The organism is Streptomyces sp. NPDC020898 (assembly GCF_044333925.1).
Classification (GTDB): Bacteria; Actinomycetota; Actinomycetes; order Streptomycetales; family Streptomycetaceae; genus Streptomyces.
Genome location: NZ_JBIRRV010000006.1, coordinates 405,922 through 418,118, shown reverse-complemented (window position 1 = coordinate 418,118; position 12,197 = coordinate 405,922). Strand labels below are relative to the sequence as shown.

Sequence of the window (12,197 nt, the reverse complement as noted above, 5' to 3'; positions counted from 1 at the left end):
AGCGGCGTCCGGTGGTCGACGGCATCCTCATCTGGTTGAGCGTGCAACATCCTAGTCACGCGGGACGCGAACCGCGCCGTTCGCGCGCGACAGCGCGGCGCACACCGCGCAGGCCCCTCCCCCGGTTCCGCCCGGCCCACGGCACCCGAACGGCCGTACCGCCCAAGTCGCCGTACAGGAGCCGTAGTTCAGCGTTCAGCTGGAGTCGCGGTGGACGAGCGTCGCGCCCAGCAGATGGTGGGTCTCCGGGGCGGCGCCCGGATTGCGCACCGCGCTGTCCACGAGCTCCGCGAGGTCCGGGCCGGACGGGAGTTCGATGTGCACCGTACTCAGGCGGGGCCGCAGCAGCCGGCCGAGCAGCAGGTCGTCGGCGCCGACCAGTGCCGTGTCCTCGGGGACGGCCACGCCCTCGTCCTGGAGGGCTCGCATCAGGAGCATCGCGTACTCGTCGTTGAACGCGAAGACGGCGTCCAGGCCGAGTTCGGGCCAGCGGGCGGCGAGGGCGGCCGCGGACTCCTCCTCGTACGCGAGCGGCAGCACGGTCACCGAGGCGTCGGTGCCCTGCACCGCGCGCCGCACCCCGTCGAGGCGGGGCTTGGAGAAAACCTTCAGACCGGGCTCCTCGGGCACGACGACACCGATCCGGCGGCGGCCCCGGGCGTACAGGTGCGCGCCCACGAGGTGGCCGACGGCCGCGTGGTCGATGAGCAGGCTGTGGGCGCCCTCGATGCGCTCGGAGCCGAGCGTGACGACGGCCCGGGCGCCGGAGCGCTTGAGGACGGCCACGCCCTGCGGTCCGAGCCCGCCGACGGGCACGAGGACGGCTGCGGGCCGCAGTTCGGCCCAGGCCCGGGCGGCCTCGTCACCGCGCAGACCGACGGAGGCGTACTGGACGACGGTGTAGTCGAGGCGGCTCAGCGCCCACTGGAGTTCGTTGATGAACTGGCTGTAGAGCGGGCCTATCGGCACGCTCGGCGCGGGCATCAGGACCAGGCGGCTGTGTCCGGCCCGCAGGCTGCGGGCCGCCGCGTGCGGAACGTACCCGAGTTCCTTCGCGGCCTCGTGGACGCGGCGGCGGGTGGGTTCGCTGATCCGGACGGCACTGGTGTTGTTGAGGACGTAGGAGACGGTTGCGCGGGAGACGCCGGCCAGGCGGGCCACATCCGCGCTCGTGGGCACGGATTGCTGCTGGGGCAACGCCGGGGCGGCCGAATTCGGTATCTGCACCATGACGTACGGCATCTTTGCAGAAGCTGTGGGCAGAGTTCGGCGCGGGGCGACTTCGCAATCAAGCCGGTAGCAAAGGCAGTTGACGAAAGCGCTTCAGGAAAGCGCTTTACTGAAACGCTTCATAAAGATCATCTTCGGGTTTCCCGGGACCGGTTGAGCAAACGGTTCAGCGCCCCGCCCCGGGAAACCGCACACCGAACGCGCTTTCCGGCCGCCCCCGGCCAAGTCCCGGGGAGGTTCCCCCGGTTGATCACCCCCGCACGGCGGAGCGCAACCGGCGCGAATGGCCGAAACTCGCGCTCAATACGCAGACACGCTGCCCGTGATCCGGCCGACGAGGTCGATCCATCCCGCCTCCAGCCGCGCCGGCGTCATCCCGCACTGCCTGGTCAGATGATGAATGAGCGCCGGGTCCAGATATCCCATCAGCGTTTTCGCGAGGAGTTCGCAGTCGGCGTCCGGAACCGCCTGCCGCAGCAGCATGGCGACATGACCGGACAGCACCATGCGCGGTGCGGACGCGAAGCGGCGGCCCGGTTCACCTTCGGCAGCCAGCTGTAGTTCCAGTTCGTCGACAGCCCTGCGCAGCACCGCGACACCGAACGCCCGCAGCCGGTCGACGGGCGGCGCCCCGGGCCCGAGCGGCGGCGGGCCGGTCAGGAAGGCGGCCTGGAGTTTCTTCTCCGAGTGGTCGAGCAGGGCCGTCAGCAGGCCGGTGCGGTCCCCGAAGCGCCGGAACACGGTCCCCTTGCCCACCTGCGCCGCGACGGCCACCGCCTCCATCGTCACGCCGGCCGCGCCGTGCTGCTCCACCAGCCGCGCGGCGGCCTCCAGCAGACGGGCACGGTTGCGCGCGGCGTCGGCGCGCAGGCACGGCTCGTCGGCGTCGGCGCGGGTGCCGAGTTGCAGCAGCGGCTCGTCGGCCCGCTCCCGGGGCATCGGGAGGGGCGGCAGGGAATCGGACATGAAGGCAGCGTAACGCGTCGGAAGAAAACTGGACCACGGTCCGTTTCGCTGGTACAACTCTAAACGGACCTCGGTCCGGATTGTGTCGCCAACGTTTCAGCACCCTGTGGAGTCCCCCATGTCTGTTCGTATCCTTGCGCTCGTCGGCAGCCTTCGCGCCGGTTCCACCAACCGTCAGCTCGCCGAGGCGGCCGTCAAGCACGCCCCCGAGGGCGCCGAGGTCGTGCTGTTCGAAGGCCTCGGCGACATCCCGTTCTACAACGAGGACATCGACGTGGAGGGCAACCTCCCGGCCGGCGTCGTCGCACTGCGTGAGGCCGCCGGTGGCGCCGACGCCCTGCTGCTCTTCTCCCCCGAGTACAACGGCACGATTCCGGCCGTTCTGAAGAACGCCATCGACTGGCTGTCCCGCCCGTACGGCGCCGGCGCTCTCACCGGCAAGCCGCTCGCCGTGGTCGGCACCGCCTTCGGCCAGTTCGGCGGCGTCTGGGCACAGGACGAGGCCCGCAAGGCCGCGGGTATCGCCGGCGCCAAGGTGCTGGAGGACGCCAAGCTCTCCATCCCCGGCTCGCTGACCCGCTTCGCCGAGACACACCCCTCCGACGACACCGAGGTCGCCGCACAGCTGACCGAGGTCATCGCCCTCGTCCGCGGCGAGGCCACGGCTGCCGCCGCCTGATCATCCGTACGCGAGGGAGGGCCGGAGCCTGTGCGGCTCCGGCCCTCCCTCTTCTCCCCCGCCCCCGTCTCCGCCTCCCCCCGGTCTCCGGTTCAGCCCAGTTCGGCCGCGCGCCGCGCCGCCGGGGCCACGAACCGTTCGATCCACTCGGCCGGTTCGCCCGTGTGCGGGCCCAGCATCACCGTCTCGATGCCGAACTTCGCGTAGCCCTCGATGTCGCGGATGAAGGCGTCGACGTCGTTCCCCGCCAGCGCGTCGCCCATGTAGAGAAGCGTCCTGGTGATGTCGTCGTACGAGCGACCCGCGTCGTCGCAGTGCCCGCGCAGGACGTCGAGTTTGTGCCCGACCTCCTCCGGGGTGGTCGTGAACAGGTTGCAGGCGTCCGCGTACCGGGCGACGAGGCGCAGGGTCTTCCGCTCTCCCCCGCCGCCGATCATGATCTCCGGGTGCGGCGAGCTGACGGGCGCCGGTACGCAGAGGGTCTCGGCGAGCCGGTAGTGCTTGCCCTCGAAGGGCCCGTCGTTCTCCGGGTCCCACATCTGGAGGCAGATCCGCAGGGTCTCCTCCAGCCGCTCGAAACGCTCGGCCGTCGCCGGGTACGGCACCCCGAGCCCCTCGTGCTCCCGGTCGTACCAGGCCGCCCCGATGCCGAGGGTGGCCCGGCCGCCGGAGAGGACGTCGAGCGTGGTGGCGATCTTGGCGAGCAGCCCGGGGTGGCGGTAGGTGACGCCGGTCACGAGCGCGCCGAGGCGGACCGTGGAGGTGTGGGCCGCGAGGAAGCCGAGGGTCGTGTAGGCCTCCAGCATGGGGTCCTCGGCCCCGCCGTTGAACTCCATCTGGAAGTAGTGGTCCATGACCGTGAGCCGGTGGACGCCCGCTTCCTCGGCCGCGGCGCCGGCCGCCGCCAGCTCGGAGCCGAGCGCGGCGGCACCTCCTACATGGTTGAAGCGGTTGATGTGCACGCCGAGCCGCATGTCTGTCTCCGTTCGCCGTTCGCCTTCGCAGCGGTGATACGCGGCCGACGCTAGTTCCTGGAGCGCACACGAAGTCAAGCCGCTGCCTCGCCCGTACGCGGGCTCAGCCCGCGTGGCTCGACGTGTCCGTGTCCTGCCCCTGCGTCCGGGCCTGGGCTTCTTCCTGCTTCTTCGACGCCCGCAGGCTCGTCACGGTCGTGACGGCCAGGACGAGGACGATGAAGCCGAGCGAGAACGGGATGGAGATCTCCGGGACGTGGACGCCGGACTCGTGCAGTGCGTGCAGCACCAGTTTCACGCCGATGAAACCGAGGATGATCGACAGGCCGTAGCTGAGGTGCACCAGCTTCTTCAGCAGACCGCCGATGAGGAAGTACAGCTGGCGCAGACCCATCAGCGCGAACGCGTTGGCGGTGAAGACGATGTACGGGTCCTGGGTCAGCCCGTAGATGGCCGGGATCGAGTCGAGCGCGAACAGCACGTCCGTGGAGCCGATCGCGAGCATGACGACCATCATCGGCGTCATGATCCGCTTGCCGTTCTCGACGACGAACAGCTTGGTGCCGTGGTACCGGTCCGCGACACCGAACCGCTCTTCGGCCATCTTGAGCAGCTTGTTCTCCTTGTACTCCTCCTCGTGCGAACCCGCCTTGGCGTCCTGGACCAGTTTCCAGGCGGTCCAGACGAGGAAAGCGCCGAAGATGTAGAAGACCCACGAGAACGTGGAGATGATCGCCGCGCCGGCCGCGATGAAACCGGCCCGCAGCACGAGGGCGACCAGGACACCGACCATCAGCACCCGTTGCTGGTACTGCGAGGGCACCGCGAACTTGCCCATGATCAGCACGAAGACGAAGAGGTTGTCGACACTCAGCGACTTCTCGGTGATGTACCCGGCGAAGAACTCACCGGTGGGCTTGGTGCCGCCGTAGATCAGCAGCCCGAGGCCGAACAGACAGGCGAGGACGACCCACACCACGGTCCAGGTGCCGGCCTCCTTCAGGGACACATCGTGGGGTTTGCGGCCGATGAGGAAGTCGACGGCGACGAGGACACACAGGGCGACGACAGTCAGCGCCCAGACGGTGAATGAGACGTTCACAGATACTCCAGAGGGAAGTGGTGCACTGGCAGCGTTGTCATCGCCGATGATCACTTCCACCCAGAAGCGGTGAACAACGGGTCATCTCCTGGTAAAGATCCGAGGTCGCCGGTCTCGGTCTGCCGCGTCGGCGGGGCCGGGCCGGGCCGACCGGGCTACCCGCCGGATGGCGGGCAAGTCCCGCCGTACGGCGGCGTGCCGGAACCCGGCGGACGCGCGGACCATCGCCGTACGATCCGCCGCACGCAGCATGAGGAGCAGAAGCAATGACGCTTACGCCGCCGCCGTTCGACCCGGAACTCGCCGCCGTCCTGGGAATCATCAACGAATCCGTGCCGCCCAAACTGACCATGGCCGAGATCGAGGCCACCCGGAACGGGCCCGGTCTCGCGATGCTGGCGGACATGGACCTGACGCTGGACGGGGCCTTCGAGGTCGAGGACCGGGTCGTGCCCGGACCCGAGAACGCGCCCGACATCTCCCTGCTGATCTGCCGGCCGGTCGCCCCGGCGACGGACGGTCCACTGCCCGTGATCTACCACGTCCACGGCGGCGGCATGGTGCTCGGCACCAACCGCGTCGGTGTGGACATGCCGCTGCGGTGGGCCAAGGAGCTGGGCGCGGTCGTGGTGTCCGTGGAGTACCGGCTGGCCCCGGAACACCCGCACCCGGCACCCATCGACGACGTCTACGCCGGACTGCTGTGGACCGCCGATCACGCCGAGGAGATCGGCGGAGACCCTGAGCGGATCGTCATCGCGGGCACCAGCGCGGGCGGTGGCCTGACGGCCGCGCTGGCACTGCTCCTGAGGGATCGCAAGGGTCCGCAGCCCGTCGGGCAGGTGCTGCTGTGCCCGATGCTCGACGACCGCAACGACACCCCGTCCTCGCACCAGATGGCGGGCCTGGGCGTATGGGACCGCACGGCCAACGACACAGGGTGGACCGCCCTCCTCGGCTCGGAGCGCGGCGGCCCGGACGTCTCCCCGTACGCCGCCCCGGCCCGCGCCGAGGACCTGTCCGGGCTGCCCCCGGCCTTCCTCGACGTCGGCTCCGCCGAGACGTTCCGCGACGAGGTCGTCGCCTACGCCTCCCGGCTGTGGCAAGCCGGCGGGGTGGCCGAGCTGCACGTATGGCCGGGCGGCTTCCACGGCTTCGACGGCTTCGCCCCGCAGGCCGCACTCTCCCAGTCCTGCCAGGCCGCCCAGGTGAACTGGCTGCGCAGGCTGCTCGCGGAGTAAGCGGAGTAACCCGTGCGGTTACGGGGGCGGTGCGGGCGGCGGCATGGGCGGGGTTCGCGGCTGACGAAACGGCCGGTGCCCGGCTCGGCCGACGGCACCGGCCCCTCGCGAAGCGACACGGCAGGACGTGAGCAGGGTGCGATGCCCCTCCCCGTACGGGCGCGGGCCGTGCCGACCCACGACTCCGCGACGCGGGCGCGACCAGCCCCCACCGACCCGCAGAACAGAACCGCTCGTCCTGCGGAGCGCCCAGCGGCTGAAGCGGCCGGGGCCCGTCAGGTGCGGGGCGGCGTCGACAGGTGACTCCACCGCATGGGCGCGACCACCCACCACCGGCCCGCGTCACAGAACCACCCGTCCTGCCGAGCACCCAGCAGACGCCAAGCGCGCTGAAGCGGGCCAGTACCCGTTGGGGCGCGGAGCGGTGCCGACACGTGGCTCCACCGCATGGGCGCGACCACCCCCCACCGGCCCGCGTCACAGAACCACCCGCCCTGCCGAGCACCCAGCAGACGCCAAGCGCGCTGAAGCGGGCCAGTACCCGTTGGGGCGCGGAGCGGTGCCGACACGTGGCTCCACCGCGCGGACACGACCAGCCCCCACCCGCCCACGTCACAGAACCACCCGTCCTGCCGAGCACCCAGCAGACGCCAAGCAGCTGAGGCGGCCGGTGCCCATCAGGAGCGCGGCACTGTGACGACACGCGGCTCCGACCCCTTGGGCGCGAACAGCACCCCATCTGCCCACGGAATAACCTGCCCTGCCGAGCACAGCAGACGGCAAGCGGCTGAAGCGGCCGGTGCCCGTTGGGGGCGCGGGGCGGTGTCGACACGTGGCTCCACCGCGCGGACGCGAACAGCCCTGCCGGGCCCCATCGGCCTGTGGCCAGAGAACCGCCTGCCCGCGGAGCGCTCGCCGCACTCTCCCGCAGCCCGGGACAGTCCGCAGACTCCACGAAACGTGGGTCGATGGCGCACCATGGGGTCATGAAAGAGCTGGCGGGGCGGCTTACCGCGCTGGACCCGGATGCCGGTGCCGCCGTCCGGGTCATCGCCTACTTCGACCGGCTGGCCGAGCACCGGGCCGGTCTTGAGGCGCTGGTGCGTGGGGTCGCCGTGCTGGCCGGGTGTCCGGCGCGGCTCGCCGACGCCGGTCGGCGGGTGCATCTGCGGGTCGAGACCGACGGGCGCCGCCGGGAAACGGATCTGCCGCCGGACCCGGCCTGGCCGTCCGCCGCGCTGTCGCCGGACGGCGCCCCAGCGCTGTGGCTGGAGCGGGCGGGGACGCCCAGTGTCGTCGACGCGGTGATCCTGGAGCGGGCGGCGGCTGCCATCCGGGGTGTCCTCGACCGCACCCGTGGACGAGCGCCGGCGGCCCCCACCGATGATCCGGCGCTCGTCGAGACCCTCCTCGACGCCACCGCCCCCGAGCAGGTACGGCTGCACGCGGCCCGCCGTCTGGGCCTGGACCCCGCCGATCCTGCCACCCGGGCCCGCGCGGTCGCCCCGCTCGACGGCCCGCCCCGCATCGTGAACGCGTCCACCCGGCGCAGGCCGGTCCACCCGGAGACCCGGGCGGTACCGGACTCATCGGCTCACCCGGACACCGGATCCACCGACGCCGCCCTCCCGCCCGGCCGGGTCGGCGTCGGTCCCGCCGTGCCCGTTCTCGAACTGCCGGGCTCCTGGGCCGCCGCCCGCACCGCACTCCGTTTCACCGCCGACGGCACCCCGCACGCCCCCGGACCACAGGTCGTGTACGCCGATGAGCTCGGCGGCATCGGGCTGCTCGCCGAGCTCGTCGTGCCGGGGGCCGATCCGCCGCCCGATGTGCAGGCACTGGAGGCGGCGGTCGCCGACGCGCCCTGGATGCTGACGACGTTGCACGCCGTCGCCTCGACGGCGAGCCTGCGGGCCGCCGCCGTCGAGGTCAACGTCCACCACTCCACGCTCCAGGACCGGTTGGGCCACTCCGAGTCGCTGCTCGGGTGGCCCGTCCGTACCCCACAGGGCCGGCTCAGACTGCAACTGGCCCTGGCCATGCGGAATTTGAGGCGCGCGTAGCACGGTTCGGGCTGCTCGTACGGGCTGCCGCCGTCGGCGCTGACACCCAGCCGGCCCGTATCACCCGTGAATTGACCGTGCCCCTCAGGACATGAGAGTGAGGGCGTTCTCGACTCCCCGCTCAAGAACCTCATCGGCGAACTTCTGGTCGGAGAGGGCGCGGGACAGTTGCAACGTCCCCACCATCATGGTGAAGAGTCCGAGGGCGCTACCACGGGCGGAGCCTGGATCCTCCGGCGCGAGGCGAGCGGCGATCTCCTCCACGATGGCCCGCGAGCCGCCGGTGTACGCCCGCTTGGTCTCGTCCCCGCAGCGGCCGATCTCGTCGAGCAGGGCGGCGGAGGGACATCCGAGGCCGGCGTTGTCCCGGTGCTCGGCCGACAGGTATTCGCGAACGAAGTCCTCAAGTCCCGGGCGGCCGGGCCGCAGTGTCCCGCACCTCTCCAACTGCGTGCGCAGTTCGTCTGCGAGGACGTTGGCCACGAGGTCGTCCTTGGATGCGAAGTGGGCATAGAAGGCTCCGTTGGTGAGCCCGGCGTCCGACATCAGCGTGGATATGCCCGAGCCGTCGACGCCGTCCTGCTTGAACCGCAGGCCCGCCTTATCGATGATCCGTTGCCGTGTCACCTGCTTGTGCTCCTTGGCGTAGCGCGCCACGGGCTTCCTCCATTCGCTCCGCGGGGCCATTGCCCCACACGCCATCCTAATCTATTGTCTGCCGTACGTAATATTACGGTCGACAGATAATTTGCGACCGATCTGTCGTCGTCAGAGATGAGGCATGCCATGAGTGACGTTCCCTTCCGGTCTGTCGTGGATCAGTCACGGGCGTTGGCCGCGGGTGAGATCTCCAGCCGGGAGCTCGTCGATCTCTATCTGGAGCGGATCGCCGTCCACAATCCCGCGCTGAACGCGGTGGTGACCCTCGATCCCGAGCGCGCTCGTCGTGAGGCCGGGGAAGCGGACGCCGCGCGAGCGGCGGGGCAGGACCTCGGTCCGCTGCACGGCCTGCCGATCACGGTCAAGGACAGCTTCGAGACAGCCGGGATACGGACCGTCTGCGGGCGCACGGACCTGAAGGACTACGTCCCCGTCCAGGACGCCGACGCGGTCAAGCGGCTGCGTTCGGCCGGTGCCGTGATCATGGGCAAGAGCAACATGCCGCCGGGCAACCAGGACGTCCAGGCCGACAACCCGGTGTTCGGTCCCTCGTCGAACCCGTGGGACACGACCCGTACCTCGGGCGGGTCCGCCGGGGGCGGCGCCGTCGCCACCGCCGCAGGCCTCACGGCGTTCGACTTCGGCTCGGAGATCGGCGGATCGACCAGGATCCCGTCCCACTTCAACGGCCTGTACGGGCACAAGTCGACCTGGGGGTCGATTCCCCTCATCGGGCACGTTCCCGGCGGCCCGGGCACGGGACGATGGACGAACCCCGACATGGCGTGCGGCGGCGCGCAGGTCCGCGACGCCCGTGACCTCGTCCCGATCCTGCGGGCGACGATCGGACCGACCGACTACGAGGGCGGTTTCAGCTACACCCTCGCACCGCCGCGCGCGACCAGGCTTGCCGACTTCCGGGTCGCCGTCTGGGGCGAGGACCCCGACTGTCCCGTCGACAGCGACGTCACGGCAGCCATGGACGACGCGGTCGCCGTGCTGCGGGCGGCCGGCGCGAAGGTCACGATCCAGCCCCCGGCCCTCCCTGTCGACATCGCGACGAATCACCGGAAGGCCTTCCTGCCGCTGCTCTTCGGCGCGCTGTCCTACGACCGCAGCGGTCTCACTCCCGCCCCCAACGCCGCGCTGCTGGCCCGGCTCGTCCAGCAGCCGCGCGGTGACGCGGGTCCCGCCCTGCGCGGAACCTTCCAGTCCCACTACCAGTGGCTGCAGGCCCACGCGGTGCGCAACGAGTTCCGGCAGCGGTGGTTCGAGTTCTTCCAGGACTTCGACATCGTGCTCATGCCGGTGACCCCGACCGCTGCCCCCGCCCACCACAACAAGCTGATCGACCGGTTCGGGCGGCACTTCGAAGTCGACGGTGTGCGACGCCCTTACTGGGACCAGGTCAAGTGGAACGCCGTCGCCAACGTCTCCGGGGGGCCGGCGACCACCGTCCCGGTGCGCAGGGGCAGGCGCGGACTGCCCATCGGTCTGCAGGCCATGGGCCCGAGCGGGGGCGACCTCACCACCATCGAGTTCGCCGCGCTGCTGGGCCGGGAAGTGGACGGCTTCGTGCCGCCCCCGGCCTTCGTGTAGCCCCCGACCTCGCCCAGCCCCCGACGCCCCTGAGAAGCAAGGAGCCCACGATGCACCACACGAGCCGCAACGCGTCACGACTGCTGACAGATTCCGTGTCCCGGTACCCGGAGCGGACCGCGATCGTCTTCGGTGACGACCGCATCAGCTACAGATCTCTCGATGCCGCGGCCAACCGGGTCGCGAACCTGCTCGTCTCACGGGGCATCCGGCCCGGGGACAAGGTCGCGTTGTCCTGCCCCAACCTGCCCCACTTCTCCAGCGTCTACTTCGGCATCCTCAAGGCCGGGGCGGCGGTCGTGCCGCTGAACGTGCTGCTGAAGGCCCGCGAGGTCGCCTACCACCTCACCGACTCCGACGCGAAGGCGTACTTCGCGTTCGAGGGCACGGCGGAGCTGCCGATCGGGCAGACCGCGTGGGAGGGGTTCCAGGCCACCGAGGGCTGCGGCGAGTTCTTCCTGATCGGGGCCGGTGGCGCGCCGTGGGCCGGGGACGGGACGCCGGAGTCGTACGCCGCGGCCGTGGCCGAGCAGCCGGTGACGTTCCGGACGGTCGAGCGCGACGAGGACGACACCGCGGTGGTCCTCTACACCTCCGGCACGACCGGCCGGCCCAAGGGCGCGGAGCTGCGGCACCGCAACGTGTACGACAACGCGCTCACCGGCACCGACCTGTTCTCCTCCGATCCCGAGCACCCTGACACCTACCTGTGCACGTTGCCGCTGTTCCACGCCTTCGGCCAGACCGTCATCCAGAACGGCGCCTTCGCCTTCGGCGGCACGATCGTGCTGCAGCCGAGATTCGAGGCGCGGGCAGCCCTGCGTCTCATGCTCGACCACGACGTGACGTTCTTCGCCGGCGTCCCGACGATGTACTGGGGCCTTCTCGCCGCCCTCGACGACACCGTCGACGTCGCCCGCCTGGCCGCGAATCTGCGCATCGCGGTGGCCGGCGGCTCAGCACTGCCCGCCGAGATCCACAAACAGTTCAAGGACCGCTTCGGCGTCACGATCCTCGAGGGATACGGACTGTCCGAGACCTCTCCGATCGCCTCCTTCTCCCGGTTCGGAGCGGAGCTCCGCGTCGGGTCGATCGGCGTGCCGATCCCGGGCGTGGAGATGAAGCTGATCCGCGACGACTGGTCCGGGATCGAGGGCGGCCCCGACGAGATCGGGGAGATCGCGATCAAGGGGCACAACGTCATGAAGGGCTACTACAAACGGCCCGACGCGACGGCCGAGGCGATCAGGGACGGCTGGTTCCGCTCCGGCGACCTCGCCCGCAAGGACGAGGACGGCTTCTACTACATCGTCGACCGGTCCAAGGACATGATCATCCGCGGCGGCTTCAACGTCTACCCGCGCGAGATCGAGGAAGTGCTCATGGAGCACCCCGCCGTCTCGCTCGTCGCCGTCATCGGCGTACCGCACGAATCCCACGGCGAGGAGATCAAGGCCGTCGTGGTGAGGAAGGCCGGGAGTGACATAACCGAGGAGGAGCTCGCCGCCTGGGCGAAGGAGCGGCTCGCCGCGTACAAGTACCCGCGCGTCATCCAGTTCGTCGACGCTCTGCCCATGACGTCCACCGGCAAGATCCTCAAGCGTGAACTCGCCTGACCCCGAGGCTGCCCAGGAACGCCGGGAGCGGGACCTACAGCCCGCGTTGCCCCTCCCCCGTACGAAC

The 12,197-nt window shown here is 70.5% G+C and carries 10 protein-coding genes; 5 read left to right on the top strand and 5 right to left on the bottom strand.

The annotated features are described in order from the left end of the window. Window positions 1-195: 195 nt before the first annotated feature. Both ACH4TV_RS21740 and ACH4TV_RS21735 read right to left on the bottom strand, forming a co-directional pair. Window positions 196-1,230, bottom strand: coding sequence for a LacI family DNA-binding transcriptional regulator (locus ACH4TV_RS21740; protein ID WP_398400438.1), 1,035 nt, complete (start codon window positions 1,228-1,230; stop codon window positions 196-198). A 300-nt stretch (window positions 1,231-1,530) separates the two neighbouring features. Beyond that, window positions 1,531-2,196 carry a TetR/AcrR family transcriptional regulator gene (locus ACH4TV_RS21735; RefSeq protein ID WP_398400436.1) on the bottom strand — a complete coding sequence of 222 codons (666 nt, stop codon included), beginning with the start codon at window positions 2,194-2,196 and terminating at the stop codon, window positions 1,531-1,533. Window positions 2,197-2,314: 118 nt separating this feature from the next. Here ACH4TV_RS21735 and ACH4TV_RS21730 point away from each other — a divergent pair, with 118 nt between their 5' ends. Continuing rightward, a complete protein-coding gene (locus ACH4TV_RS21730; RefSeq protein WP_398400434.1) occupies window positions 2,315-2,875 on the top strand; it encodes an NAD(P)H-dependent oxidoreductase in 561 nt (186 codons plus the stop codon). 92 nt (window positions 2,876-2,967) lie between these two features. Here ACH4TV_RS21730 and ACH4TV_RS21725 read toward each other — a convergent pair whose 3' ends face one another. After that, a complete protein-coding gene (locus ACH4TV_RS21725) occupies window positions 2,968-3,849 on the bottom strand; it encodes an LLM class F420-dependent oxidoreductase (RefSeq protein ID WP_398400432.1) in 882 nt (293 codons plus the stop codon). Between the two features lie 103 nt (window positions 3,850-3,952). Then, the gene (locus ACH4TV_RS21720) at window positions 3,953-4,951 is read right to left on the bottom strand and encodes a TerC family protein (RefSeq protein WP_398400430.1); all 999 of its coding nucleotides are present in this window, start codon (window positions 4,949-4,951) and stop codon (window positions 3,953-3,955) included. Between the two features lie 266 nt (window positions 4,952-5,217). On the opposite strand from ACH4TV_RS21720, the gene ACH4TV_RS21715 reads away from it, so the two are divergent. Together ACH4TV_RS21715 and ACH4TV_RS21710 are read left to right on the top strand one after the other, a co-directional pair. Beyond that, window positions 5,218-6,192 carry an alpha/beta hydrolase gene (locus ACH4TV_RS21715; RefSeq protein WP_398400428.1) on the top strand — a complete coding sequence of 325 codons (975 nt, stop codon included), beginning with the start codon at window positions 5,218-5,220 and terminating at the stop codon, window positions 6,190-6,192. Window positions 6,193-7,178: 986 nt separating this feature from the next. After that, window positions 7,179-8,255: a helix-turn-helix domain-containing protein gene (locus ACH4TV_RS21710; RefSeq protein ID WP_398400426.1), complete on the top strand. Its 1,077-nt coding sequence runs from the start codon at window positions 7,179-7,181 to the stop codon at window positions 8,253-8,255. Between the two features lie 84 nt (window positions 8,256-8,339). Here the strand turns inward: ACH4TV_RS21710 and ACH4TV_RS21705 are convergent, their stop codons facing one another. After that, window positions 8,340-8,912 (bottom strand): TetR/AcrR family transcriptional regulator, encoded by a 573-nt coding sequence (locus ACH4TV_RS21705; RefSeq protein WP_398400424.1) that lies wholly within the window; start codon window positions 8,910-8,912, stop codon window positions 8,340-8,342. Between the two features lie 129 nt (window positions 8,913-9,041). Between ACH4TV_RS21705 and ACH4TV_RS21700 the strand changes: the two genes are divergently transcribed. Further along, on the top strand, window positions 9,042-10,514 hold the full coding sequence (locus ACH4TV_RS21700) for an amidase (protein WP_398400422.1): 1,473 nt from the start codon (window positions 9,042-9,044) through the stop codon (window positions 10,512-10,514). Window positions 10,515-10,564: 50 nt separating this feature from the next. Further along, window positions 10,565-12,130, top strand: a complete 1,566-nt coding sequence (locus tag ACH4TV_RS21695; protein ID WP_398400420.1) for a long-chain fatty acid--CoA ligase — start codon at window positions 10,565-10,567, stop codon at window positions 12,128-12,130. Window positions 12,131-12,197 lie beyond the last annotated feature (67 nt).

Coding starts and splice junctions, on each gene's coding strand:
- ACH4TV_RS21735 (WP_398400436.1), bottom strand. CDS start 2,196: ATGTCCGATTCCCTGCCGCCCCTCCCGATGCCCCGGGAGCGGGCCGAC.
- ACH4TV_RS21700 (WP_398400422.1), top strand. CDS start 9,042: ATGAGTGACGTTCCCTTCCGGTCTGTCGTGGATCAGTCACGGGCGTTG.
- ACH4TV_RS21710 (WP_398400426.1), top strand. CDS start 7,179: ATGAAAGAGCTGGCGGGGCGGCTTACCGCGCTGGACCCGGATGCCGGT.
- ACH4TV_RS21740 (WP_398400438.1), bottom strand. CDS start 1,230: ATGGTGCAGATACCGAATTCGGCCGCCCCGGCGTTGCCCCAGCAGCAA.
- ACH4TV_RS21725 (WP_398400432.1), bottom strand. CDS start 3,849: ATGCGGCTCGGCGTGCACATCAACCGCTTCAACCATGTAGGAGGTGCC.
- ACH4TV_RS21715 (WP_398400428.1), top strand. CDS start 5,218: ATGACGCTTACGCCGCCGCCGTTCGACCCGGAACTCGCCGCCGTCCTG.
- ACH4TV_RS21730 (WP_398400434.1), top strand. CDS start 2,315: ATGTCTGTTCGTATCCTTGCGCTCGTCGGCAGCCTTCGCGCCGGTTCC.
- ACH4TV_RS21695 (WP_398400420.1), top strand. CDS start 10,565: ATGCACCACACGAGCCGCAACGCGTCACGACTGCTGACAGATTCCGTG.